The organism is Caballeronia sp. INML2, assembly GCF_023631365.1.
Classification (GTDB): Bacteria; Pseudomonadota; Gammaproteobacteria; order Burkholderiales; family Burkholderiaceae; genus Caballeronia; species Caballeronia turbans.
On record NZ_JALQDH010000111.1, the window covers coordinates 88,942 to 114,344 of the forward strand.

The 25,403-nt window shown below is 66.8% G+C and carries 22 protein-coding genes; 10 read left to right on the top strand and 12 right to left on the bottom strand.

What is annotated here, in order from left to right; all coding sequences use genetic code 11:
• The first annotated feature begins 2 nt into the window (after positions 1-2).
• From NCT32_RS32935 to tagF, 6 genes are read left to right on the top strand one after another with little or no spacing between them, the layout of a single operon-like run.
• A complete protein-coding gene (locus NCT32_RS32935; protein WP_061118452.1) occupies positions 3-2,009 on the top strand; it encodes a type VI secretion system Vgr family protein in 2,007 nt (668 codons plus the stop codon).
• A complete protein-coding gene (gene tagH, locus NCT32_RS32940) occupies positions 2,006-3,415 on the top strand; it encodes a type VI secretion system-associated FHA domain protein TagH (RefSeq protein WP_061118453.1) in 1,410 nt (469 codons plus the stop codon). Before NCT32_RS32935 ends, tagH begins: the two co-directional genes overlap by 4 nt.
• 13 nt (positions 3,416-3,428) lie before the next feature.
• Complete coding sequence (gene tssK / locus NCT32_RS32945) at positions 3,429-4,769, top strand: type VI secretion system baseplate subunit TssK (RefSeq protein ID WP_061118454.1); 1,341 nt, start codon at positions 3,429-3,431, stop codon at positions 4,767-4,769.
• A gap of 32 nt (positions 4,770-4,801) precedes the next feature.
• Positions 4,802-6,136, top strand: coding sequence for a DotU family type VI secretion system protein (locus NCT32_RS32950; protein ID WP_061118554.1), 1,335 nt, complete (start codon positions 4,802-4,804; stop codon positions 6,134-6,136).
• Between the two features lie 42 nt (positions 6,137-6,178).
• Complete coding sequence (tssM, locus tag NCT32_RS32955; protein WP_061118555.1) at positions 6,179-9,607, top strand: type VI secretion system membrane subunit TssM; 3,429 nt, start codon at positions 6,179-6,181, stop codon at positions 9,605-9,607.
• Positions 9,607-10,188, top strand: coding sequence for a type VI secretion system-associated protein TagF (tagF, locus tag NCT32_RS32960; RefSeq protein ID WP_061118455.1), 582 nt, complete (start codon positions 9,607-9,609; stop codon positions 10,186-10,188). Before tssM ends, tagF begins: the two co-directional genes overlap by 1 nt.
• Here tagF and NCT32_RS32965 read toward each other — a convergent pair.
• Genes NCT32_RS32965 through NCT32_RS32980 form a run of 4 tightly spaced genes read right to left on the bottom strand, consistent with a single transcriptional unit; the run spans position 10,185 to position 14,176 of the window.
• Positions 10,185-11,000: a PP2C family serine/threonine-protein phosphatase gene (locus tag NCT32_RS32965; RefSeq protein WP_061118456.1), complete on the bottom strand. Its 816-nt coding sequence runs from the start codon at positions 10,998-11,000 to the stop codon at positions 10,185-10,187. The two genes, tagF and NCT32_RS32965, sit on opposite strands and share 4 nt — an antisense overlap.
• A 26-nt stretch (positions 11,001-11,026) precedes the next feature.
• The gene (locus NCT32_RS32970; protein ID WP_061118457.1) at positions 11,027-12,415 is read right to left on the bottom strand and encodes a serine/threonine-protein kinase; all 1,389 of its coding nucleotides are present in this window, start codon (positions 12,413-12,415) and stop codon (positions 11,027-11,029) included.
• A 1-nt stretch (position 12,416) separates the two neighbouring features.
• On the bottom strand, positions 12,417-13,295 hold the full coding sequence (locus NCT32_RS32975; protein ID WP_061118458.1) for a DUF3365 domain-containing protein: 879 nt from the start codon (positions 13,293-13,295) through the stop codon (positions 12,417-12,419).
• Positions 13,292-14,176: a FecR domain-containing protein gene (locus NCT32_RS32980; RefSeq protein ID WP_061118459.1), complete on the bottom strand. Its 885-nt coding sequence runs from the start codon at positions 14,174-14,176 to the stop codon at positions 13,292-13,294. Before NCT32_RS32980 ends, NCT32_RS32975 begins: the two co-directional genes overlap by 4 nt.
• Before the next feature lie 200 nt (positions 14,177-14,376).
• On the opposite strand from NCT32_RS32980, the gene NCT32_RS32985 reads away from it, so the two are divergent.
• The gene (locus NCT32_RS32985) at positions 14,377-14,994 is read left to right on the top strand and encodes a YceI family protein (RefSeq protein ID WP_061118460.1); all 618 of its coding nucleotides are present in this window, start codon (positions 14,377-14,379) and stop codon (positions 14,992-14,994) included.
• Positions 14,995-15,058: 64 nt separating this feature from the next.
• On the opposite strand, the gene NCT32_RS32990 is transcribed toward NCT32_RS32985, so the two are convergent.
• Positions 15,059-16,594, bottom strand: a complete 1,536-nt coding sequence (locus NCT32_RS32990; protein WP_061118461.1) for a hypothetical protein — start codon at positions 16,592-16,594, stop codon at positions 15,059-15,061.
• A gap of 50 nt (positions 16,595-16,644) precedes the next feature.
• Complete coding sequence (locus NCT32_RS37380) at positions 16,645-16,779, bottom strand: hypothetical protein (RefSeq protein WP_284502485.1); 135 nt, start codon at positions 16,777-16,779, stop codon at positions 16,645-16,647.
• A gap of 462 nt (positions 16,780-17,241) precedes the next feature.
• Here NCT32_RS37380 and NCT32_RS32995 point away from each other — a divergent pair, with 462 nt between their 5' ends.
• Positions 17,242-17,556 carry a hypothetical protein gene (locus NCT32_RS32995; protein ID WP_061118462.1) on the top strand — a complete coding sequence of 105 codons (315 nt, stop codon included), beginning with the start codon at positions 17,242-17,244 and terminating at the stop codon, positions 17,554-17,556.
• A gap of 219 nt (positions 17,557-17,775) precedes the next feature.
• The gene (locus NCT32_RS33000; RefSeq protein WP_250491281.1) at positions 17,776-18,108 is read left to right on the top strand and encodes an RT0821/Lpp0805 family surface protein; all 333 of its coding nucleotides are present in this window, start codon (positions 17,776-17,778) and stop codon (positions 18,106-18,108) included.
• A gap of 8 nt (positions 18,109-18,116) precedes the next feature.
• On the opposite strand, the gene NCT32_RS33005 is transcribed toward NCT32_RS33000, so the two are convergent.
• From NCT32_RS33005 to NCT32_RS33020, 4 genes are all read right to left on the bottom strand, one after another.
• Complete coding sequence (locus tag NCT32_RS33005; protein ID WP_061118463.1) at positions 18,117-19,088, bottom strand: hypothetical protein; 972 nt, start codon at positions 19,086-19,088, stop codon at positions 18,117-18,119.
• 295 nt (positions 19,089-19,383) lie between these two features.
• The gene (locus NCT32_RS33010; RefSeq protein WP_061118464.1) at positions 19,384-21,135 is read right to left on the bottom strand and encodes a SulP family inorganic anion transporter; all 1,752 of its coding nucleotides are present in this window, start codon (positions 21,133-21,135) and stop codon (positions 19,384-19,386) included.
• Positions 21,136-21,155: 20 nt separating this feature from the next.
• Positions 21,156-22,496: an SLC13 family permease gene (locus NCT32_RS33015; protein ID WP_061118465.1), complete on the bottom strand. Its 1,341-nt coding sequence runs from the start codon at positions 22,494-22,496 to the stop codon at positions 21,156-21,158.
• Positions 22,497-22,514: 18 nt separating this feature from the next.
• Entirely contained in the window at positions 22,515-23,552 is a 1,038-nt protein-coding gene (locus NCT32_RS33020; protein ID WP_061118466.1) for an amino acid ABC transporter substrate-binding protein, read from the bottom strand.
• 283 nt (positions 23,553-23,835) lie between these two features.
• Between NCT32_RS33020 and NCT32_RS33025 the strand changes: the two genes are divergently transcribed.
• Positions 23,836-24,249 carry a hypothetical protein gene (locus NCT32_RS33025; RefSeq protein WP_061118467.1) on the top strand — a complete coding sequence of 138 codons (414 nt, stop codon included), beginning with the start codon at positions 23,836-23,838 and terminating at the stop codon, positions 24,247-24,249.
• 496 nt (positions 24,250-24,745) lie between these two features.
• On the opposite strand, the gene NCT32_RS33030 is transcribed toward NCT32_RS33025, so the two are convergent.
• Together NCT32_RS33030 and NCT32_RS33035 are read right to left on the bottom strand one after the other, a co-directional pair.
• Complete coding sequence (locus NCT32_RS33030; RefSeq protein WP_061118468.1) at positions 24,746-25,063, bottom strand: Rieske (2Fe-2S) protein; 318 nt, start codon at positions 25,061-25,063, stop codon at positions 24,746-24,748.
• 116 nt (positions 25,064-25,179) lie between these two features.
• Positions 25,180-25,386, bottom strand: coding sequence for a hypothetical protein (locus tag NCT32_RS33035; protein ID WP_143756340.1), 207 nt, complete (start codon positions 25,384-25,386; stop codon positions 25,180-25,182).
• Positions 25,387-25,403 lie beyond the last annotated feature (17 nt).

Below are 25,403 nucleotides of genomic sequence, written 5' to 3' on the forward strand. Positions count from 1 at the left end.
CCATGATGCTCTCCGATACCAATCGCATCGCGCACGTGAGCTGCGCGCTCGGCAAGAACGCGCTCGTGCTCTGGCGCATGCGCGGACGCGAGGCGCTGGGGCGGCTCGCGCAATGGGATCTCGAACTGCTCGCCGATCAGTCGAATCTCGACATCGCGACGATGCTCGGCAGTGATTTCTCGCTGTCGCTGGAGATTCCGGGCGACGGCGCGCGCGAATACAACGGCATCGTCACGGCGTTCGAGCTGGCGCGGGCCGCGAGCACGCAGCCCAACCGTCCGGCGCTGTATCGCGCAACGGTGCGGCCGCGCCTGTGGCTGCTCACGCGCGCGTCGCATTGCCGGTTCTTTCATCAGATGACGGTGCCCGCGATCATCGGCAAGGTGCTCGCCGACTATCACATCGACTTCGAGAACAAATGCTCGGCGGCGTATCCGAGCCTCGAACACTGCGCGCAGTACCGCGAGACCGACTTCGATTTCGTGAGCCGGCTCGCCGAGCGCGAAGGCATTTACTACTTCATCGAGCATCGGGGCGGCACGCATCGGATGATTCTCACGGATTCGTCGCAGGTGCACGAGAGCGCGCCGCACGGCGCGACGCTGCGCTTTCGTCCGCAGCCCGCCGCGCCGCACGAGCACGAATGGGTCTATGCGTGGTCCGCGGGCGGCGAGGTGGCGACGGGCATCGTCGAAACCAACGACTACGACTTCGAGAAGCCGTCGCAATCGGCGCAGGAAGGTCTCGTCGCGCGCGCCCGGCGCAGCGAGCCGTTCGACAAGGCTGTCTACGCGATGCAGGAGCATGGCCTCGGCTACACGCGTCACGAGGACGCCGAGCGCTTCGCACGCGCGCATGTCGATGCGCATCAGGCGGGCAACGTCTTCGTGAGCGCTCGCGCGACGGCGCGCGGCATCTGGCCCGGCGGCCTCGTCAGGCTCACCGGCCATCCGCTCGACGTGCAAAACCGCGAGCATCTCGTCGTGGCGGCCGAGTACGCGCTCAACTCGGACGACTATCTGTCCACGCTCGACGCGCGCGACCGGCCGCCCGTTTTCGATTGCGCGTTCAGGGCGCTGCCTCGCGATGCCGGCTTCCGCGCCGCGCGCAGCACGCCCCGCGCATGTGTCGCGGGACCGCAGACGGCGGTGGTCGTCGGACCGAAGGGCGAGGAAATTCATACCGACAAATACGGCCGCATCAAAGTGCAGTTCCATTGGGAACAGCTCGGCCCCACGGAGGCGCGCGAGTCCTTGCAGCGCTGCTGGGTGCGCGTCGCGCAGCCGTGGGCGGGCAAGGGCTACGGGGCGTTCTTTCTGCCGCGCATCGGTCAGGAAGTGCTCGTGCATTTCATCGAGGGCGACCCGGACCAGCCGCTCGTGATCGGCAGTGTCTACAACGCGGCGCAGACGACGCCAGACGAACTTCCCGCGAAGATGGCGCGCACGACGCTCAGGAGCAATTCGACCAAAGGCGGCAACGGTTTCAACGAAATGCGTTTCGACGATACCAAAGACACCGAGCAACTGTTCTTTCACGCCGAGCGCGATCTGGAGACGTGGGTGAAGCACGACGCGCTGACGCGCATCGGCGGCGAACGGCATGTAATCGTCGAGCACGACGATCTTGCGCGCTGCAACGGCAGCCGCAGCGACGCGGTGCAGGGCGGCCACAGCGCGCGCATCGGCGGCAAATATTCGCTCGATGTCGGCGGCGATACACATCACAAAAGCGGGGCGAATATTTTGGTGGGGGCGGGTGTTAACGTCGATGTGAAGGGCGGGGCCAACGTCACCATCGAGGCGGGCGTGACGCTCACGCTCAAGGCGGGCGGCAACACGATCGTGCTGGGGCCGGAAGGCATCGCGATCAGCGCGGCCGGGCCGGTGTCGATCGACGGCGTCGTCGTGCAGATCAACTGCGGCGGCGGCGGTGGCGGCGCGGGCGCGGCGAGCGCATCGCCGGATGCGCCCGCCGATCCCCGGCAGGCCGACGACGGCACCACATGAACGCACACGAAGGAGAGATCATGCATCTGACGCTCGCGGTCGAGACCTATCAGGGCATCCCGACCGACGCCCCGCTTTCGTGCCGCTTCGGCGCGGCGGGCGGCACCATCGGGCGCGGCTCCGACAACACGCTCGTGTTGCCGGATGCGGCGAAGACCGTGTCGCGGGTGCATGCGCGCATCGACTGGACCGAGGACGGCTGGCGGCTCGCCGACCTCGGCAGCAATCCGAGCCGGCTCAATGGCCGGCCGCTGTCCGCCGGGCAGAGCGCGCGTCTTGCCAGCGGCGACCGGCTGGAGATGGGCGGCTACCGGCTCGATGTGCGGACGATGGAACGCGCGCCCGCCGAAGCTTTCGATGCGCCGCCCGGCGTGCATGACCGCCACGGTTTCGATCCGCTCGAAGCCGTGAGCCTTCAGGACAACGCAGCGCCGCGCTCTTTCGCGCACGATCCGCTCGCGCTGGCGGCGGTCCTCGCTGATGCGCCGCTGCCGGGTCCGCGCTTCGATCCGCTCGCCGCGCCGCTCGACGGTGAGCACGAACCCGCGACGCGGCTCGATGGACGCGCGGCGTTCGCCGGATCGCAGAGCGATCACGTGGCGCCGGAGCAGTTCGCCTATGTGCCGCCAGCCGGCGCGGTAGCGCATGCGCCGGCGGGCGGCATTCCGCACGACTACGACCCGTTGAGCGAAGACGCATGCGCGCCGCTCGCGGCCGTCGTGACTCCGCCGGCGCAGCCTGCCGCGATAAGGCCCGAAGAAAGACCCGAAGAAAGACCCGAAGCGGCCAACGACGCCATTGCCGAATCGGCCTTTGCCGCGCTGCTCGACGGCATGGGCGTCGATGCCGGCACGCTCGGCACGCGCAACGCCGCCGAAATCGCGCGTCTCGCCGGCGCGATGCTGCGCACGGCGGTGCGCGGCGTAGTCGACGTGCTGCTGTCGCGCTCGGTCCTCAAGCGCGAGATCAGCCTCGACACGACGATGCTCGTCCAGCGCGACAACAACCCGCTCAAGTTCTTCCCCGACGGCGACGGCGCGCTCGCGCAGATGCTGCGTGGCGCGAGCACGGGATATCTGCCCGCGCAGACCGCGCTCGAAGGCGCGTTCGACGACATCCGCCGACACGAGCTCGCGGTCCTCGCGGGCACGCGCGCCGCCATGCAGCATCTGCTCGGCCGCTTCGATCCGCAGGCGCTCACGCGCGCCGATACGCGGCGCGGCTGGCTCGACTGGCTACCCGCATGCCGCAAGGCGCGGCAGTGGGACCGTCTCGTCGCGCTGCATGCCGAGCTCACCCGCGCGAGCGCCGACGACCTTCAGGCGCTGTGCGGCAGCGCGTTCAACGACGCATACGAGCAGCACGCGAACAGCTTCGCCGATACGAAGCAGACTTCCTTCCACTGAGAGCGAGGCATCGATGTCCTGGAACAACAAGGTGATCTGGTCCGAAGGCATGCTGCTTCAGCCGCAGCATCTGCAACAACACGACCGCTACCTGCGCGCGCAGATCGAGACGCGCTGCGCGGCGCTGCGGCCCTATGCGTTCGGCTTCTCGGAACTGGAGATCGACGCCGCGCAACTGAAGCTCGGCCGCATCGCGCTGGTTTCGTGCGCGGGCGTGCTGCCCGACGGCAGTCCGTTCCGACTTCCTTCGGATGACGAACTTCCGCTGCCGCTCGCCGTGCCCGAGGACGCGCGCGACCTGACGGTCGTGCTCGCGCTGCCCGTCGCGCGTCATGGCGTGCCCGAGGCCGCGTATGCGGCGCAGGCCGGCCACGATGGTTTCGTGCGTCACCGCATCGCGGAAACGGAAGTGCCCGACAGCAACGAAGGCGCGGTCGGTGCGGCGCTCGTGCAGGTCGGCAAGCTGCAATTGCGGCTCGCCTTCGAGCGGGACGTGGTCCATGCGCATACGTCGCTCGGGATCGCGCGCATCGTCGAGCGCCGCGCGGACAACAGCATCGTGCTCGATGCCGCTTACGCGCCGCCCTGTCTCGACTATCGCGTGTCGCGCCGGCTGTGCGGGTTCGTCGACGAACTCACGGGCCTCATGCACCAGCGCGCCGATGCGCTCGCCGCGCGCCTCGCCCGCCCCGCGGCGACCGGCGCGGCGGAGATCGCCGACTTCCTGCTGCTGCAGGTGCTCAATCGGGCGGAGCCGCTGTTCGCGGGGATCGCCTCGACGACCGGGCTGCATCCGCACGATCTGCATCAGCATGCGCTGCAACTGGCGGGCGAGCTCGCGACCTTCAGCCAGCCCGGCAAGCGTCCCGCCGCGTTTCCCGGATATCGCCACGAGCGGCTGGATGAAACCTTCACGCCGCTCGTCGATGCGCTGCGCGTCGCGCTGAACGCGGTGATGGATCCGCATGCGGTGCCGATCGCGCTCGAGGAGCGCAAGTACGGATTGCGCGTGGCGATCGTGCCGGATCGCGACCTGTTCCGCTCGGCGAGCTTCGTGCTCGCGGCAAAGGCCGATCTCGCGCCGGCCGCGCTTCTGAACAGCTTCCCGCAGCAGGCCAAGCTCGGACCGGTGGAGCGCATCCGCGATCTCGTGAATCTCCAGTTGCCGGGGATCGCGCTGCGCGCGCTGCCGGTCGCGCCGCGCCAGTTGCCGTTCCATGCCGGCTACACCTATTTCGAGCTGGAGCGCAGCGGCGATCTGTGGCGACAGTTCGCGACCTCGGCCGGCGTCGCGCTGCATGTCGCGGGTGACTTTCCGGGCCTCGAACTCGAATTCTGGGCGATCCGCCCGTGAGCGCCGCGCCCTCTTCGAAGAAGGACCTCATCGTGAATGCCCCGATCTTTCCGCCAGCCGGCTTCGACCCGGACGACACCATCCTGATTCCGCAACCGGGCGGGTCCGTTGCGGCACGCCCGCGCCAGGAGCGCCAGGAAGAGAGCGCGCAGGAGCGGCCGGAAGCCGCGCCGCGCGCGCCGGTCCTGCCGGTCGCGAGCGGCCTGAGCCCGCTCGTGCGTGCGGCGAACCCGATGCTCCAACTCGCGCTGCCGCTGCGCCATCGTGCGGCCATCGCCGATATCGAAGGTTTGCGCGCCGAGCTCGTGCGGATGGTGCGGGCCTTCGAGCACGACGCCCGCGCGAGCGGCATCGACACTGAAACGCTCGCGGCGGCGCGCTATTGCCTGTGTACCTGCATCGACGAGTCGATCTCGGGCACGCCGTGGGGCAGCGGCGTGTGGGCGAGCCGCAGCCTGCTCGTCACCTTCCATAACGAGGCGTCGGGCGGCGAGCGCTTCTTTCTGATCCTGCAGCGGCTCGCGCAGGACCCGGCGCGCCATATCGACGTGCTGGAGCTGCTTTACGTGATCCTGTCGCTCGGCTTCGAAGGGCGCTATCGGCTGATCGACGGCGGGCGCAGCCAGCTCGACTCCGTGCGCGAGCGGCTCGAACGCATCATCCGCAACCAGCGCGGCCCCTTCGAGGCCGAACTGTCGGTGCACTGGCGGCCCGCCGAGCGCGCGCGCAGGCCGCTCGGGCAGCGCATGCCGCCGTGGGTCTGCGCCGCGCTCGCAGGCGTCGTGCTCGTGGCGACGCATATCGCGCTGGCCGTGAGCCTGAACCGCACGTCGGACCCTGTGTTCGACGCGCTCAACCGCATCCGCGTGAGCGAGCGGCCCGCGGCGCAGCCGGCCATGATCGCGCCCGCCGCGATGCCCGCCGCCGCCGCGACGCTCTCGACGTTCCTCGCGCCGGAAATCCGCCAGGGCCTGGTTTCGGTTCGCGAGGCGGCGGATCGCTCCATCGTCACGATCAACGGCGACAACCTCTTCACCTCCGGCAGCGCGACGCTCGACCCGGCCTACGATGCGCTGATCGGCCGCATCGCCAACGCGCTGAAGCAGGTGCCCGGCAGAGTCGTCGTGACAGGCCACACGGATGACCAGCGCCTCCTGTCCGCGCGCTTTCCGTCCAACTGGCATCTGTCGCAGGCGCGCGCCGAAAGCGTGCGGGCGATGCTCGCGTCGCTCACCGGCGTGCCCGCGCGCTTTTCCGCCGAAGGCCGCGGCGACGCCGAACCGCTCGCGCCGAACGACACGCCCGCCGGCCGCGCCAAGAATCGTCGCGTGGAGATCACGCTGCTCGCCCCGGGCGCGTCGTCCTGAGGCGCGGCTCATTCGTTTAGCAGAACAGGCATGGAGACATCGATGAAAAAGATCGCAGGAACGCTCAGGACACCGCAATGGATCACGTTCGCGGGCGTGCTCGCGCTGCTCGTCGTGGTGTGGTTCGAAGGACCGCTCTTCGCGTTCGACGGCCACGCGCCGCTCGAATCGCCGCGCGCCCGCTGGATCGCGATGACCCTGCTCGTCGCCGCCTGGGCGCTCGCGTGGGGCGTGCGCCTCGGCGCCGCGCGTCTCGTCAACCTGCGCTTCATGAGCGGCGTCGCCGGGCAGGGGGCGGGGGCATCGGCGGGCAGCGCGGAGCTCGCCGTGTTGCGCGAGCGCTTCGAGCAGGCGCTCGCGATCCTGCGGCAGGCGCGCATGAAAGGCGTCAACGGGCGTCAGTGGGTGTATCAGTTGCCGTGGTACATGTTCATCGGTGCGCCCGGTACGGGCAAGAGCACGGCGCTCTCGAACTCGGGGCTGCGCTTTCCGCTGCGCGAGAAGCTCGGCGACGAGGCGATCGGCGGTCTCGGCGGCACGCGTCATTGCGACTGGTGGTTCACGGACGACGCCGTGCTCGTCGATACCGCGGGCCGCTTCACGACGCAGGACAGCGACGCGCAGGCCGACGAATCCGCCTGGACCGGCTTCCTGCAACTGCTGCGCAAATACCGTCCGCGCCGGCCGTTGAACGGGCTCATCGTCACGCTGTCGGCGGCCGATCTCGTGCGCCAGGACGACGCCGCCCGCGAGGCGCACATCCGCACGATCCGCAGCCGCCTGACCGAGCTGAGCGAGCGGCTCGGGGTGCGCTTTCCGGTCTACGTCGTCGTGACGAAGTGCGATCTGCTCGCGGGCTTCACCGAGTTCTTCGACGATCTCGGCGAAGCGGAGCGCAAGCAGGTCTGGGGCATCACCTTCGCGCTCGATGAATCCCCGGGCGCGGGTCCGGCGCTCTCGGCGTTCCCGGCCGAGTTCGATGCGCTCGGCACGCGCTTGCAGGCCCGTGTGCTGCATCGCATGCAGCGGGAAACGGACGTAGCGCGGCGTGCGCGCATCTACGGCTTCGCGCAGCAGTTCGCGGGCCTTCAGCCGGCGCTCGGGCGCTTCCTCGACGGCGTGTTTCGCGGCACGCGCTTCGAAGCGTCGCCGCTCCTGCGCGGCGTGTATTTCACGAGCGGCACGCAGCACGGCAGGCCGATCGACCGCGCGATCAGCGCCATCGCGCAATCGCTCGGATTGCAGCGCGACATCGCCTATAACCGCGACGCTTCGGGGCGCGCGTACTTCATCAACGGTCTGCTCAGGGACGTGGTGATTGCCGAGGCCGGGCTGGTGGGCGCGAACGCGCGCTTCGAGCGATGCAGCGCGTGGCTGCGGCGCGCGGCGCTGGCGGCGGTCGGCGTGGCGCTCATGCTCGCGCTCGCGGGCATGGCGGTGAGCTATCAGCGCAACCGCGCGTATGTCGCGGAGTTCGACCGGCAGACGCAGCACGTGCGCCAACTGGCGCGCGACGCGAATGCGGCCGCCGATCCGCTCGCGGTGCTGCCGCTGCTCGACGCGGCGCGCGCGCTGCCCGGCGGTTACGCGGACGCCGGCAAGCCGGTGCCGTGGCTCACCCGGCTCTGGCTCTATCAGGGCGACAAGCTCGGCCAGGAGGCGCGCGTGACGTACCGCCGTCTGCTCGACCAGACCTTGCTGCCGCTCGCGGTCGGCAAACTCACGCAGGAGTTGCAAGACGGCGGCGCGGGAAATGATTCGACATCCGAGGCGTATCGCTATGAAGCCTTGCGCGCCTACCTGATGCTCGGCGACGCGCGCCATTTCGATCCCGCCGCGCTGCGCGCGCATCTGGTCCCGGCACTGGCACGCGACGCGAGCCCGGCGCAACGGAGCGCGCTCGATGCGCACCTCGCCGCGCTGTTCGACCGGACGCACTTCGATCCGTCGCTGCCGCTCGACGAGGCGCTCATCAAGTCGGCGCGCGCGCGGTTGGCCGAACTGCCGCTGTCGCAGCGCATTGGCAACCGCGTCGATGGCGAACTCGCGCAGGCGAACGTGCCCGCGTTCAGCGTGAGCGCCGCGGCCGGTCCCAATGCGCCGCTGCTGCTCAGGCGCGCGAGCGGCGCGCCGCTCACGGGCGGCGTGGCGGGCGCATACACCTTGAACGGCTACGCGCGCTACGCCCGGCTGCGCGACGCCGCGCTCGCCGATGTCGCGAAGGATGCGTGGGTGCTCGGCCGCGACGACGTCGCGCCCACGCCCGAAGGCGTCACCGCGCTGCGCACCGCGCTCGACGCGCGCTATTTCGACGCCTACGTCCACGCTTGGGACGCCCTGCTCGACGATGTGACCGCCGTGCCCGTCACCGCGCTCGCCGATGGCGCGCGCATCGCGAACGAACTGTCGGCGCCGGATTCGCCGCTCAGGAAGCTGATCGTCGCGGCGGCGCGCGAGACGACGCTCGCGTCGAACGCATCGGGCAAACAGAGCGCGACGACGCCCGTCGACGAGCACTTTCAGGCGCTGCATCAGCTCGCGGGCAAGCCGGGCGATGCCGCGTCGCTCGATCGCGAATTCGCGCCGCTCAAGGACGCCGCCGTCTATCTCGATGCAGCCGACGCCGCGCGCAGAACGGGTAAACCCGCGCCCGCCGGCGATGCACTCGGCAAGCTGAGGCTCGCGAGCCAGACGAGTCCGGCGCCGCTCGCGCCCGTGGCCGCGTCGCTCGCCGCCGCGGGCACGGTGCTCATGGAGGGCGGCGAGCGCGCGCGCCTCAACGCGTTGTGGAACGCGAGCGCCGGCCCGTTGTGCCACCGCGCGCTCGATGGCCGCTATCCGTTCGTGCACGGCTCGACCCGCGATGTCGCCGCCGACGACTTCGGCAAGCTCTTCGCGCCCGGCGGTCTCATCGACGATTTCTTCCAGAAGAACCTCGCCGCGCTGGTGGACACGAGCGCGCCGGTCTGGCAATGGCGCGCCGGCACGCCGCCGGCGGGCATGCCGCGCGATGCGCTCGCGCAGTTCCAGCGCGCCGCGCAGATCCGCGACGCGTTCTTCCGCGACGGCGGCCACGACATGTCGATCCGTTTTCGCGTGAAGGCGCTCTCGCTCGATCCGGCGGTGGCGCAGGTGAATCTCGACATCGACGGACAGCAGCTCGCGCTGAAAGCGGACGGCGTTCAGTCGATGCTGTTGCAATGGCCGGGGAGCAGGAACACGGGCCGCGCGAGCGCGCAGTTCGATCCGCCCGCGACCGCGCAGGGCGCGGCGCTCGATGCGAGCGGACCCTGGGCGCTGCTGCATCTTCTCGACGCGGGCAGATTCGAGCCGACCGCGCAGCCGGACCGCTACACACTCACGCTCGCGTCCGCCGGTCGCCGGGCCGTGCTCGAACTGGATGCGACGAGCGTCGTCAATCCGTTGCGGCGCGCGCCGCTCGAGCAGTTCCGCTGCCCGGAGCATCTGTGATGACGGGACCGGGCATCGCCGGATGCTTCGGCAAGCTGCGAAGCAACGGCGACTTCGTGTCGCGGCGCTTGCCGCCGTGTTTCGTCGAGCAGTGGGATGCGATGTTGCAGGCCGGTGTGCTCGCGAGCCGCGCAACGCTCGGGCGTGCGTGGCTCGATGCGTATCTGACCGCGCCGCTGTGGTGCTTCGCGCTCGGCGACGGTGTCATCGGCGAGACCGGATGGGCGGGCGTGCTGATGCCGAGCGTCGATTGCGCGGGCCGTCATTTTCCGCTCACGATCGCTGCGCCCGTCGAGTCATTCGCGTGGCGCTTTCAGATGGACGGCTGGTTTTCGCGCTGCGCCGCGCTCGCGCTCGCGACGCTGGATCGGGACGCACGTCTCGCCGACTTCGACGCCGCATTGCTCGCGCTCCCGCACGCGCACGCGCACGCGCACGCGGATGATGCGGCGGGCGTCCCGGTGCCGTCCGGGGCGGGCGAGCGGGGAGTGAGCCATTGGTGGCATGCGGGATCGGTGCGCGCGAGCGCCGGATTGCCCGATGCCGCGTTCGTCGCGGCGCTATTCGATCGTGCAGGCTAGATGCCGTCGAAGCAGACGATGACGGCCGTGATGTTGTCCTTGCCGCCCGCATCGAGAGCGAGGGCGATGAGATGCCTGCACGCCGCGTCGATTCCGTGCGGCTTCACGCCTTTCAGCACGGCCTCGATCTCGCGATGCGACACCTCGCCGTGCAGCCCGTCGCTGCACAGCAGATAGCGGTCGCCGGGAAGCCAGCTGTGCGCTTCGACGACGGGCCCGATGGACGGCAGCGGGCCGAGCGCCTGCAGCAGCACGTTGCGCGGCGGCAGATGTTCGATGGCGCCGCGCTCCAGCGCTTGCTGATAGAGCGTCTGGTCGCGAGACAGTTGCGACAGCGCGCCGTCGCGAAAGCGATAGAGCCGGCTGTCGCCGACGTGAAACGAGATCAACTGCAACGAGCCGGGCGGCTGCCAGATGCCGGTCAACGTCGTGCCCATCGATCGTTGCGGCGTGAGACGCTCGCGCTGGTTCATCGCGTGGAGCGTCGCATTCGCGTGATCGAGTGCGTCGGCGGCGGCGCGCATCGCACACGCCGGCGCGTCGTGCACGGTGGCGTCGGGATCGTCGGCGCTCGCATGCGTGGCGGGCCGGGCGGCGAGTTCGGCGGCGATGCACTCGAGCGCGGTCGCACTCGCGCGCGCACCGAATGCGTGACCGCCCATGCCGTCCGCCACCGCGACGAGATTCAGCCCGGCGTGGATCAGAAAGCGGTCCTGATTGTCGCGGCGCACGCGCCCGGCATCGGTGTGGCCGAACGCCGAGCAGGCGGCAAGGCGCAGCGGAGCGCGGCGCGTCAACGTGTCGGAATCCATCGGTGAAAGCTCCTTCGGATGCGTGCTTACAGTCCGACGTCGCGCCTGAAGCGCGAGCGGTCGTGTTCGTTGGAGATCGCCGCCGCGAGCCGCTCGTGCAGCGCTTCGAGGCTGCCTGAGCGCGAGGCCTCGCGTTTCGCGACGATGTTCGCGATCGGGCCGAGATAGACCGCGAGCTTCGACGCGGCGGCCTGTACCTCTTCCACGCCGAGCGACGGAAAGCGCGATGCGTCCAAAGACGTCGCGGCGCCATGCGTCGTGCCCGCGCGGGAGCCTTCCTCGAAGGCCGCGACGAACAGCGCGCGGCCCTTGTCGGACGGCACGTGCGGGGCGAGCAGCGCGATCAGCGCGGGCAGGTCCGGCGCGCCGGCGATGCGCGCTGCCGCGCGCCGCACGAGCAGACGGGCCACCGGCCCGATCTGCCCGGCGAGTTGCATCTCGACCGAGGCGAGCATGGCGGCGGGCCACATCGTGAGCGAGGGCAGCGAGTCGCCGCGCCACGCGCCCGAACCGGAGGCGAGCGGCCCGTCGGGACTCACCGTGCGTGCTTCCAGAACCGTGCGGTCCTCGGCCGGGACGGGCGCGTGATCCAGCGCACGCTGAAAATCGGCAGCGGTCTGAAAACGCGCGTCAGGGCGTCGTGCCAGCGCGCGCATCAGCACGTCGTCGAGCGCGGGGGTGAGCGCCGGATTGCAGGCGGACGGCGCGCGCGGCGTTTCGTGCATGACCTGCCGCATCACCTCGGCCTGCGATGCGCCCGTGAAAGGCCGGCATCCGGTGAGCATCTGATACAGCACGATCGCGGCGGAAAAGAGATCGGAGCGTCCGTCGACGGACTCGCCCGTGAACTGCTCAGGCGACATGTAGCATGGCGTGCCGATCATCGCGCCCGCCAGCGTCAGCGTGGACGATTCGACGTGTGCGACGCCGAAGTCCGCGACCTTGAGCCGCCCTTGCTCGCTGACGAGCAGGTTCGCGGGCTTGATGTCGCGATGCACGACGCCGTGCGCGTGCGCGAAGCCGAGCGCGGCGAGCAACTGGGCGAACCAGTCGAGCGCGGTCGCGAGTGCGAGCGGACGGCCCGCGTCGAGCAACTGCTTGAGGCCTTGCCCGTTCACCAGTTCCATGGCGATGAAGGCGGTGTCCGCGGTCTCGCCGTAGTCGTACACGCCGACGATATTCGGATGCGCGAGCCGTCCGCCGGCCTGGGCTTCGTTGCGCAGGCGCGCCAAGAGGCTCGCGCGTTCGCCTCCGTCGAAGAGATCGTGACGGACCGTTTTCAGCGCGACATGCCGCTCGATGTGCGGATCGAACGCGCGATACACGACGCCCATCGCGCCCGCGCCCAGCATCGCCTCGATGCGGTACTTGCCCAGGTGCGTGATGCGCGGCGGGTCCATCGCGGCACCCGTCATCTCATGCCTCGATCATCTTGAATGCTTCGACGAGGCTCGTCTTCATGCGCGCGAACGACGCGGCGAGCGAAGCGATCTCGTCGCGGCCGCGCTCGGTGAAGTCCGCGCCGTCGAGATGCCCGAGGCTCGCCTGATCGGCGGCTTGCGAGAGCGCCCGGATGCGCCTTGTGACGAGCAGATGCACCATCACGTTCAGCGCGATCAGCAGCAGCACGAACACCGCGAGCAGCGAGGCGAGAAAGGTGCGCAGCACCGCATCGCTGCGCGCGACCGGCAGCGCCATCGGCACCGAGACGAAGTCCGCGCCGATGACTTCATGCATCGCCCAGTTGAAGCCGTTGTTCGGGCCGTATTTGTCGATGAGCGTCTTCGGCGCGCGCGAGGGCACGCTGTGGCATTCCATGCACGCGGCATCGTTGATGCGGTTGGGGCGCGCGATATACAGGTTCTGCCCGGAAGGCGTGTCGCGCAGACCGACGACTTCCTTCAGCTCGGGCTTGTCGTGCAGATGCCGGATGACGTCCGCTTCCCAGTCCGAGGGACGGTCGCGCGGATTGGTCGGATTGAGCATCGTCGAACGATACGAGTATCCCGCGAGACGCTTCTCCAGCGTCATCAGGGTTTCGACCGCCGAGAACGCCGGCACCGATTGCGGCACGAAGCTGTATTTGAGCTGCGTCTGCAGGAGCGGCGTGACCTGCGTCGCGGTGTAGTTCTGCGCCGCGCTCGCGGCTTCCATCAGGACGCGCGCATTCTGCACGGTTTCCTCGATGGCCGCGCGCCGCAGCAGTTCACGCGCGGCAAACCCGGCCGACGCGAAACCGATGACGAACACCGCGAGAAACACCAGATTGAACTTGACGGCGAGCGACAGTCTCATGACTCCACCTCGGTTGATTGCGCGTTGACGGGCGCGACCGCGCGCCGGCGCGGCATGGCGGGCGGCGGGCACAGCACGCGCCGCCATTCGGGAAGATCGCGCAGGTTCTGGCGCACTTGCGTGCGAAACGGCTCGCCCTGTGCGAGCGGCCGAAAACGCGCGACGAAGGTGCGCCGGATATCGAGCGGTGCGGTGAGCCAGCCGGCGAGGTCGGCATACGTCGCCGGACGGCCTTGCACCGGCGCGTCGGGCTTCGTTTTCGCGAAGGCGACGAACGCGAGCGGATCGCGGAACGAAACCGGCATCGCGGCGATGAACGATTGAGCCGCGCGCGGGTGCACGTCGAGCGGCTTGCCGGCCGCACGCTCGATGTAGCGCTCGCCGTCGAATGGCTGGCGGGCTTCGGCGTGCTCGGGCAGGGCGAGCGTCACGCTTCCGCTTTCGATGAAGAGCGAGGTCGCATCGCGGCTTGCGTGCAGGACGGCGGAACCTTCGCGCAGGGCAACGCGAAGCGCCGCGGTCTCGATCGACAGGGGTTCGGCTGCGGCGTGAATGCGCGCGATCTTGATCCAGCCCGACAGCAGCGCGAGCGCAACGGCGTGCGGCGCCGCATCGATGGCGAGGCGCGTATCGGCACCGAGGGCGACGATCGTGCCGTCGTCGTCTTCGATTTGCGCGCCGCCGTGGGCATCGGTGGCGAGCAGATCGCCAGGCTCCACAGCGAAGGGTGCATCGACGCTTACGACCGTCTTGCCGCGGACCAGCGTGACCGCGCCGTCGGGCAGCAGGACGGGCTGGCCCGCGTATGCGCACTGAAGCGCGCATAGAGACGCAACGGCGAAGCCTGAGCGCAGAGCGTGAGAAAGGGTTCGGACGTTCATCGCTGTCGATGCCTCGAAGCATGGAGGGATTGCGACGAAAACAGCCGGGACACCGCTTCTATTCCAGAGAATTTCCCCTATGGCCGATGGAACAAATCGGCACCGCCCGGTGTTGTCGGCAGGACGAGACCGCCGCGCGATGCCGTTCGTGATCGCGCGTCGCTTTCGCACACTCGGACCACTCAACCAGGGCAATCTCCATGATGAGCAAACTTGCTTCACAAGCCGTGGCCGGCGCGCTCGCGCTCGCCGCCTCGCTGACATGCGCAACGAGCCAGGCGGCGTGGCGCGTCGACAGCGGCCAGTCCACGTTCTCCTTCACGACCACGAAGGCCGCCCGTCCGGGCGCGGCGGCGCTCGCGGAAGTGCAGACGTTCAGGCAGATCGACGGCTCGATCGGCGATGACGGCAAGCTCGTCTTCGATGTCGATCTCGCAAGCGTCGAAACGAACATCGACCTGCGCAATCAGCGGCTGAAGGACATGCTGTTCAAGGTCGCGGATCATCCGAAGGCCGTGTTCAACGGTGCCGTCGATATGCGGCGCGTGCAGGCGCTCCATACGGGCGCGAGCATGGACATCGACGTGAGCGGCGCGCTCGCGATCAGCGGCGTGGCACGACCGCTGAGCGCCAGCTTGCGCGTCGTGAAGCTCGCGAACGGCGCGCTTTATGTCGGTACTCGTCTGCCGATCGTGGTGAACCTGAAGGACTATGGCCTGCAAGACGAGGTCGAGGCGCTGCGCGCGCTGATGAACCTCGATGTGCTCGCGGGCTCCGCGCCTGTGAGCTTCGCGGTGATGCTCGAGCCGCAAAGATGAGCGGCTGAACGGCGGACGCCTTCGCGAGCGCGAGGGCGTCCGATGTGTCGAAGATCGCGGGGTGTTACGCGTTCAGGAAACCGAGAACGGCCTTGCGCAGTTTCAGGTCCCACGTCTGCTCTTGCGCGTGGTTCGCGGCGAGCGTGAGCAGGCCGCTGATCATCGCATCGTCCGACTTGAACGCGAAACCCGCATCCCCGAGATAGCTCGATCCCCAGACCTTGAGGCTATCCACGTATTTGCAGCCCGCCGTGTAGGCCGCCTGCGTGATGATGGTCTCGTCGTCCTTGAACATCGCGAGAAAGTGCATCTTGTCGCCGCAAATGCCCGAGTTGAGGGCGAGCACCGACAGCGCCGGAATCGATACCGCGTAGCGCTTGAACCAGTTGTTGAACGCGATCGGCCGGGTATGCAGTGCATCGCGCTGCATGCGGGCGTCCCAGTACTCCTTCGCCTGCTCGCAGAACCGCTTGATGCGCTTGATTTCGACGATCTTCCAGATGACCTTCGCGAGCGTTTCCATGATGGAGACGACCGCGTCGACGATGGTCGATACACCCTGACTCGCGAACTGCAAGCCGAGGCTCGCGCCGCCTTTCACTAGGTCGTACACGCCGGAGCCGATGCTCAGCTTCATCGCGCGTCTGATCGCCTCCACGATGGTACCGGGGTGTCCCGCGAGCAATTGCACATCGCGGCCCTGCACCCATTCGCGATACTTGGTGATGCTGCTGTCGACGGTATTCGCGATGCCCTTGGCGATGTCGAGGCCCGCGCCGATGAACGGTGCGAGCGTGGCGAGCAGCTTGCCGCACAGCACGTCCACCAGCTTGCGCAAGAGCGCGGGCATCGTATCGAGCGCGAAGCCGCCGGGGTCATTGCGAATATCCGTGACTTTCTCGCGGATCATGTCCCAGAGTTTTTTCGCGCCTTCCTCGACCTTGGCGCGAATGGCATCGTAGAGACGGCGCGCCGCACTGCTCAACGCAGGCAGCGTGACAGTGGATAGCGTGAGCTGATTCGAACTCACGAGCGTGGGTTCCTTGTGCTTCTTTATCTTCTTCTGAACCTGCTCGAGTGCGAGCGATGCCGACTTCTGCACGAGACTGTTGTCCAGTACCTCGGCGGCGCGCGACGCCGCGACATTGGCCTCCGGCGCGAAGCCGAGACCGACATTGGTGACTTCGAAAGCGCCTTCGAGAAGCACCTGGAACGTGTCGTCCTCGACTTCCATGTTGCCGAAGAGATAGAGGACGCCGAGCCGCGAATTGATGAGCGCGGGCGCCATGAAGTCGAGCGCGCCGCCTGCGGCATCGGAGTCGCCCTGGCCGTGCAGTTGCTGGTCGAGCAGCGTGAAGCACTTCGCGCCATTGCGGGACATTGTTTTCCAGGCATCGCCGGGACCGACCGACTGCTGCCAGCGCTCGAAGGCGCGCACAAGGCTGTGGAACCGGTGAACGGTTCGGTTTCTCTGGTACAGCAGGATCTGCTCGTCCAGATCTTTCAACGCTGCACTGCGCACCTGAAGCAGCGACGACGTTCCTCTCAGCCATTCATCGTGGCGAACGATGTCGGGCAAACTGGCGTAAGCGTAGGGCATGGATGGGTCTCCTCGGAACCGGATGTGATCGTTGGCTGCGCCGCGCCGCCCTAGCACCACGCGATATCGTTGAGCTTCACGTAGTGGGTTTCGATCAGGCGGCCGCTGCGACTGCGCAGGTCCACCCGGTAGAAGCAGCCGAAACTGAAAAAGCTCTGGTCCAGGATAAAGATTGCGCGGTGCATGATTCCCCCTGTTCGTGCGGTTCGGCGGATGAAAACGCGCCGTTCGGATCGCCACGGGTTGCGGCGACCGTGATATCAGAACAACGGGGTGCGCGCGTTTCTTCCGCGTGCGATCGACAATTTATTTTCGGGGGGATGAAGGAATAAAAGAGGCGCTCGCGTGTGAGGCTCGATTGCGATGTCGGGCAGCGCGCTTTCCGTGGTGGGGCCGGACAGATGGAAGCGGCTCCATCGCTTCGGCCGGTCCGGTGTGTGGGCAATGCCGGCCGACGCGACGTATCCTGTATTGCAGTGGCAGTCGATGCAGCACTGAGACGTTGTGCGCGAGCCATCTGATATGCGGTGCCGGCGGCTTTTGCAGGTTTGCGAACGACCGTTCTTAATTGACGATGCGCCACTTTGTCATTGCAGGCTTAAGCGTGGCACTCCGTTTGCTTTGCGCACGAGAACTATGGACGGAGCATGATGAAAGCGACTATTTGGGGCCATAGCCTGTTGCCAGACGGCCATGAGGAGATTCATCGCTTTGCGTTTGAACTTCAGGACGGAAGCGAAGCGCCGCCCGTGCGGGAATCGGTTTCCCTGCGTACCGCGCGCGTGATCGTGGCGCATCTGCACGACGGCAACGCATTGATACAAATGTTCCGGGCAATCGTCGACACTGAATCAGCGAAGTACGACGAATTGATCGGCCGAAGCTACGAGGACGATTTCCTCGAGAACGGTCCAAGCGATCGGGTCAATAGCTCGCAGGGGTGGGAAAACGCGGAGCAGTGAGCCTGGATCGAATCGGAACGGCGTTGCGGGGTGACGCGAAGAGTCCAACATCGACCGTATGCTCTTTCAATGTTATTTCGATGTTCGGGGCGCGCAGGAAGCGAACGCAAAGGCCGCTCCGTCAACGGATCGATTTACGAGGAAGGAGTCAGCATGAGCGCGCGCTTGCCTTGTATTGTTCGCGGCTTCGCACGGCGGACCGCGATTTCTGCACTGGCGATGTCCTGCTCCCTCGCCTGCGCCGGGAATCTCAATTTCCTCAAGGACACGCCCATCACCTATATGCGACCGGCCGACCGCCAGGCGCTCAACCGCGCGGCACAGGAAGCGCTAGACACGAAGAAGGACGGCGAATCGCTCAAGTGGAGTAACGCGGGCACCGGCAATACGGTGCACATCGAAGGCACAGTCACGCCTCGCGATACTGCGAAGAGCGGGAGCGAGACGTGCCGTAAGGTCACGCTCGTTGCGGTCGCAAAAGGGCAGACGCAATCGTGGACGCCGACCGCGTGCAGGAAAGGCGGCGGCCAATGGAAAATCAAACGGCAGTGACAGCGCGTTCAAAAGCTGACGGCGAAGCCGAACGACACGCCGCGCACGTTATGGCCGAAGACGTAACGCGCCATCGCGCGCGTGGGCGTGATGACGACCGGATACTTGCTGCTGTCGAGTTCGAGACCCACGCCGAGCGAAGTCAGATCGTTGAAGCCGAGCACGCCGGCGCTGTCGCCGAAGTAATGCGAATACGCGGTTTCGAGCACATAGCGCACCGGGCGGTCGAGCGCGGAAAGGCCTGTGGGCGCGCGCCAGCGCCCCCACAGGCTGAACTGCTGCGCCGTCGCCGATCCCCGCACGGCTTCCGACGATCCGCCGAAACTGCGTAAATAGATATCGGTCGCGCGAAGTTCGAGATCGACCTCGTAGTGCTCGCGGTAATGCTCCAGGTCGAGCATCAGCGAGCCGCCCACGCCATACGCATTGAGCGCGCCGTTTTCGAGGAACTGGAGGTTGGTGTTGGCGACATGGTTGAACACGGTCTCGGCGACGTGCAGATCGCTCGCCACACGGCCGACCATGCCGTTGACGATCGGCCGCAGGCGCAACTCGTCGGTGGTCGGGAAATCCCAGCCGATGCCGATGGTCGAACTGGCCGTGTTCCATTTCACGGGCACCGGGCGTTGCTGATTGCCGTTGGTTGCGATGAAGATCGGATCGTACCGGCTGTATGCGACGGTGCCTTCGAGATAGAGCGGGAACGAGCGGCTGAGGGTGAAGCCGCCGCCGAACTGCGTCTGGCCGAAGCCCGGATTGCCGCTCGTGCCGTTCTTGATGGAAAGCGAACTCGTCGTGACGTCGGGCACCGCGGTATAGGACATGATCGCGAGCACGCCATTCGCGTACTTCCTGACGTTGGCGCCGACGACCGTGCGGTCCGGCGATGCAACCTGCGCATAAACAACCGAGGGCGTAACGACGAGAAAGAGTACGGGCAGCAAAAGGCTGTACAACCGACTACGGGGGAGGATGGGCATGCTCGGCGGTCAGGTGGACGTTGAGTGCGTTTGACGTTGTGCAACCTGATCGCGTGAGCGCAGGCTGTTGCCCAATCCTGCGGCGACGCGCCGGAAATTTAGCTTACCGATCGCTATGGGCAAACACGAATTGTCCGAAATTGAATGGTTCGAACGGAGATCGATCGAGACGGCGACAAGCAGCATTGCGCTGCAGTCACCGGTGCCGAACGGCGGGTCTCGTCTAGATCCTTAACCGTCTCGATCCGAGGCATCCGCTTGCACCCAGGACGCCCGGAATTCGCTTCGACGACCCTCAGAAGGAAGACGCCTGATCCGCACGCGCGGCCTCGCGATACGCATCGACCGCGCTGCCGATGGTTGGATGAAAGCGCTCGGCGGGAAAGACCGACGTCAACTCGAAGCGTCTGAGCTTGTCGCGCACGGGGTCTTTCATCTCGGCGAAATGCAGGTCGATGCCGCGTTCTCTCAACGCGCGATTCAGCTCGCGCAGCATGTCGGCGGACGTCACGTCGACGCTCGTCACGGGCTCGGCGGTGACGACGACGCGCTTCACGGGCGTCGGCGCGTGATCCACCGCCTCGATCACGCGCTGCTGAAACAACTCCGCATTCGCAAAGAAGAGCGGCGCATCCCAGCGAAACAGCAGCAGTCCGGGAATCTGTTCCGCGTTCGGGTAGCGCTTCAGGTCGTGATAGCCGCGCAATCCTTCCACCCGGCCGAGCACCGCGAAGTGCGGGCGCCAGCCGTCCCACAGGAACTCGATCACCGCGATCACCACGGCGATGCAGATGCCCGGTATCGCGCCGAACACGGCGACGCCGACGAAGCAGCAGATGGAAAGCCAGAACTCCCACTGCTGGATGCGATAAATGCGTTTGAGATCGCCGAACTCGAAGAGGCCGATCGCCGCCGCGATCACGACGGCCGCGAGCGCACTGTTGGGCAGATGCCGCAGCAGGTTCGGCGCCGCGAGCAGGACGGCCGCGACGGCGAGCGCGCCGACGATGCCCGTCACTTGCGTGCGCGCGCCCGCTGCTTCGGCGACCGGCGTGCGCGACGAGCTGCTGCTGATCGGAAAGCCCTGGAATAGCCCGGTTGCGAGATTGGCAACGCCCAGCCCGATCATTTCCTGATTCGGATCGACGCGCATGTTGGCGCGCGCCGCGAAGGTGCGCGACAGCACGCTGGTGTCCGCAAACGCGATCAGCGCCACGGCGCAGCCGCCCAGCACGATGCGGAAGAAATCGGCGCCGCTCGCCCACGGCAGCGAAAACGCGGGCAATCCCTGCGGAATCGTGCCGAGCACCTTCACGCCTTCGCGGTCGAGATGCAACACCGTGACGCAGACGGTCGCCAGCACGACGGCGACCAGAATGCCCGGCACCTTGTCGAAGCGCTTGAGCAGCAGAATGAGCACGAGACTGCCCGCGCCTACGGCGAAGCTCGTCCAGTTGGCTTGCCCGGCGGCGATGGCTTCGGAGAGTGTCAGCAGATCGCGCAGCGGCCCCTGATCGTCGATGGAAATGGCGAAGAGCTTCGGCAACTGGCTGATCAGCACGGTCAGCGCGATGCCGTTCATGTAACCGTAGCGAATCGGCTTGGACAGCAACTCGGTGACGAAGCCGAGCTTCAGCAAGCCGAAGACGATGCACACGACGCCCGAGACGATCGCCATCATGCCCGCGACGGCGATGGCGCGTGACGGATCGCCCGCGCTGCCGATCACGACGACCGCGAGGACGGGCGCGGCGAGCGCCGAATCGGGGCCGAGCACGAGAATCCGGCTCGGACCGAAGATCGCGTAGGCGAGCAGCGGAACGATCGTCGCGTAGAGGCCGCACACGCCGGGCACGCCCGACGCCTCCGCGTACGCGATGCCGACGGGCACGAGCATCGTCGTCAACACGAGACCGGCGACGATGTCGTTCTTCAGCCACGCTGCGCGATAGTCCCTCAACATCGCGACGACCGGCAGATGGCGCGTCCAGCGCCGCACTGCGTCGGGGGCGGCCCGCCGCGACCGGGCCGTGTGATCAGTTGGCATGGATCGGCATCGTGAAGCGTTCAATGAAGAAAGCGCGTGAGCACGACGACATACGCCGCCGTGACCGCGAGCTGGCACACCGTGAGCGGAAGGCCATAGCGCAGGAACCGGCCGAAGCTGATCGGCGCGCCTTCCTGTGTGCAGATGCCCGCAGCCACGACATTCGCCGCCGAACCGACGAGCGTCGCGTTACCCCCGAGCGTCGCGCCGTACATCATGGCGATGAAAACGGGAATGACAGGCGCGGGCCACTGCGTGAACTGGTCCGACATGGCTGACTCCGGAACGAACTCCGCCGTGACGAGATAGCCCTTGACCATCAGGATGGACGCGGCCGCGACCGGCACATTGGCGAGCAGCGAGGAAAGCAGGCCGATGCCGCAGATCATCGCGAGCGCGACGAGCGTGAGGCGCGTGCCGAACACCTCGTACAGCTTGAGCGACATCACCTGCAGCAGCCCCGTCTTTGCCATGCCCTGCACGAGACAGAAGATGCAGGTGAGGAAGAGCAGCGTCTTCCAGTCGACATCGCGCAGCACGCGATCGGTGGGCTCGACCTTGAACGCATACGCGACGAGCAGCGCGAGCGCGCTCGCGATCACCGCGACGACGGGCGGCACGATGCGCGTGGGCAGTTCCTCGCCGAACACGAAGAGCACCATCATGAGCGCGAGCACCGCGACCGCCAGCGCGGCGTAGACCGGCCGCTTCAGTTTCGCCCGCGCGACGCGGGGCGGCAGGGGCGCGACGGTTCGCCAGATCCCGCGCATCAGCACGGGCAGCAACGGAATGACCACGGCGATCGCAAGCACGCCGCCGAGGCTCGCGCGCCGCAGATACTCGCCGAAACTCATGCCGATCGAACTGCCGACGAGGAAGGTCGCCGGATCGCCGACGAGCGTCAGCAGACCGGCGGCATTGCTGAGGAGGGCGGTCAGGATCATCGGCGGCACGATGTCGATGTCGAGCGCGCGGGCAACGCGAATGATGATCGGAGCGAGGAGGATCACCGTCGTCGCATTGGGAAGCAGCGCGCACAGCGGCGCGACGATCACGATCAGCAGGAGCAGAAAGCGCTTGCCGCTACCGCCCGTGGCCCTCAGATAGTAGTCGCCGACGAGATCGAACAGGCCCGTGGTCGCCAGGATTCGCGCGACGATCATGCCGCCGAACAGCAGGCTTATCGGCCCCGCCGCGGTTCGGGCGGTCGCGAGCAGATCCTGCTCGCCGATGATGCCGAGCGCGATCAGCACACTCGTGCCGACGAGCGCGGCGACGGCCATGTCGATCAGATCGAAGGCGATCACGAGTATGACCACCGAAAACACGCCGACGACGAGGTAGATTTGCCAGTCGCTCATGATGGGCTCGCGCAGGCGTCATTGCATCGGCGGCGCGTACATCAGGCCGCCGCGCCGGAAAATTTCGTTCGGACCGCGCTCGAGTTTGATCGGGCTTCCGGTGCCGAGATTGCGGTCGAACATTTCTCCGTAGTTGCCAGCGCTCTTCAGCGCGCGAAGCGTCCAGCCAGGTGCGATGCCCAGCGTTGCGGTCACGCTCGCGTCCGGAACGAGCGCGCGCGCGACGAGCGGATCGCGGACGCGCTCGGCCTGGTTCTGACGCGTCACGCCGAGTTCTTCCGCGGCGATCAGCGTGAAGAGCACCCAGCGCACGATGACGAGCCACGCCTCATCGTCGCGGCGCACGGCCGGCGCGTGCGGCTGCTTCGAGATTCGTTCCGACAGGATCGTCAACGCCGACGCACCGCCGGGCGCGCGGCTGCGCAGCGTGGCCAGCAAGGAGACGTCGGCCGTCACGGCGCGACAACGCCCGGCGGTGAAGGCCTGCTCGAGTTCCGCCGCAGAGCCGACTACCAGCGGCTTCAGATCGAGCGCGTTCGCATTCGAGTAGATGACGAGATTGGTTTCGCTGGTCGTCTCGCGCTGAACGCAGATGGTCGCCCCTTTGAGCGATGCGAGCGTGCGAATGCCGCTGGCCGTCGGCACCATGAAGGCCTGCGCGTCGTAAAACAGCACGCCCGCGAATTGAACGCCGAGCGTGCCTTCGCGCAGCAGGGTCCATGTCGTGTTGCGCGCGAGCACATCGATGCGGCCTGTTCGGAGTGCCGGAAAGCGGGCGGACGTCCTGAGCGGGACGAAGGCGACCTTGTTCGCATCGCCGAGCGTCGCGGCGGCCACCGCCCGGCAGAAATCCGCGTCGATGCCGGACCAGTGCCCGGACGCATCCTGTTGAGAAAAGCCTGCGATGCCGTCGCTGACGCCGCATCGCAGTACGCCTCGCGCCTCGACCTGCGCGAGCGTGACCGATCCCGCCGCGAAGGCGGGGACCGACGATGTCAGCAGCGCGAGCAGCGCGGCGCCTACGATCGCGATGAATGTCACCGCAGAGTTGCGCATCGTCTTCTCGATATGAAGACTCCCGTTCACGGCGTCTTGTCACGTGGTTCGTGCTCGTACCGGCAGAGCGTCTGCTGTTTCCTGTCTCTGCCCGGTCCGACGGGACACGTGTCAGATTAGGTTGTAGACGAAAACTGGTCCAGTTCAAGCGGTTGTTTCCCCGTATTCGAGGCAATGGCATGAAGCGCGTCGCGTCGATCTTCGCTGCTGTAGTGCGAAAGCGCACGGAAGGACCGGCTCGTCTGCCAGATACTGTGCCCTCCCCAAAGGCCGGGAGGTTTCGATGCGCGCTTACGTCTCGCTGCCGGTTCTTGCACTTCTGATTCCTCTCGCCGGGTGCAACACGCCACCCATTCCGCCGGGAAAGTCGGTGGATATCCCGACGGCGCTCCAGAATGTCCTGGACGGAGTGTGCAACTTCAAGAAGGCTCAAGCCGAACGCAAACAGGATTACGGTGTTGCGATCGACTCGATCACCGTCGAACTCGACCTGACTGTCGACGGAGCGCAAAGCCCGCCCGTCGCGGTCGCGCCCGATATCAAGTTCATCCCGACCGTCAGTTACGGGCACATCATCACGGCGAATACGGGAAGCAGGCTGCTCGTTTCGCTGAAGAACGTGGATGTATCCAAAGGGGCCGGCGTGACGTGTCCGCCGTCCGCGCCAGCGAAGCAGGAGAAGACGCCGGTTCAGTGAAGCGAGGGGAAAGTCTGCGCGGTCGCTTTCAACGGGCGCGTTGGCGGCGGCCGTATGGATCACATCGGTCGCGCCAGCCATCAGCATCGCGAAGCAGACGACAGCGCTCAGGTTGCGGAAACGTCACGCTCGCGTGGCAATTGAAGCCGCCGCATGCGGCGAACACATGCGTGATCAGTCTTATCGACGCACCACATCATTCGTTCCGGCCGAGAACAGCCAGGGACTCTGCTGAAGGTTCGCGCGCTCGCCTTCTGATACGGATACTGTTGCCGCTGGTGCGATTTCCTCCGAGGGGGGCGGCGTTACCGCCGCACGGACGAGAACGCCAGCCGATGTGAGGAAAATTGCGGCCAATAACAGGATTCCCATGGCGTTTGCCTTGCAGGTCTGGCAGTTGTGAGACGCGGAGCCGTACTGTCAAGTTACACTCACGCACCGGTGTGCGATTGACACACGTCAACCCGTTCGCAGACGCGTGCGACGGATTTTCATGTCAATCGCCGGTTCGCATCTCGACTTCGCCATCGATCGTTTCGACGTGGAGCTTCGTGAGACACAAGCCCTTCGCGCCGACGACACAGCCCGACCTGAGATCGAAGCGCAGTCCGTGCGCGGGGCACTGCAGTATGTGACCGTCGAGACGGCCGTTCGCGAGCGATGCGCCATTGTGCGGGCATGAATTGTCGATGGCGTGAATGACGCCTTCGACATTGAAAAGCACGACGCTACGCCCTTCGACGAACCGGAGCACGCGTGAGCCCGGCTCCGGCGCGTTGCCGCCGGCGATCGATATCGATATGTTTCGCGTCATTTGTGTGGTGCCTAGGTGAACGTGTCTGCATCCTGGTGCAGCGACGCTTCGTGCAACCCTCTCCGTGAGAGAGGGCTGCGCGCATGCCGACGAATCGGGCGTCGCTGAAACGATACTCAATGCCACGCGCTCAAATCATGGCAGGGCGTATGCGCATCCATCCAGTCGTACGGGTCGTGCTGTTTTCCCCACGACCACGTCTGCACGGCCAATACGCGGCTTTTTGCAACCTGCAATGGCACAGCCTTCGCCTCCAGAACCGCTTTCGGTTCGATGGCATCGGCGCCATTCGTTGGCTTGGTGTTTCGTACATCAACGGACATGCTTGAATCTCCTTCGA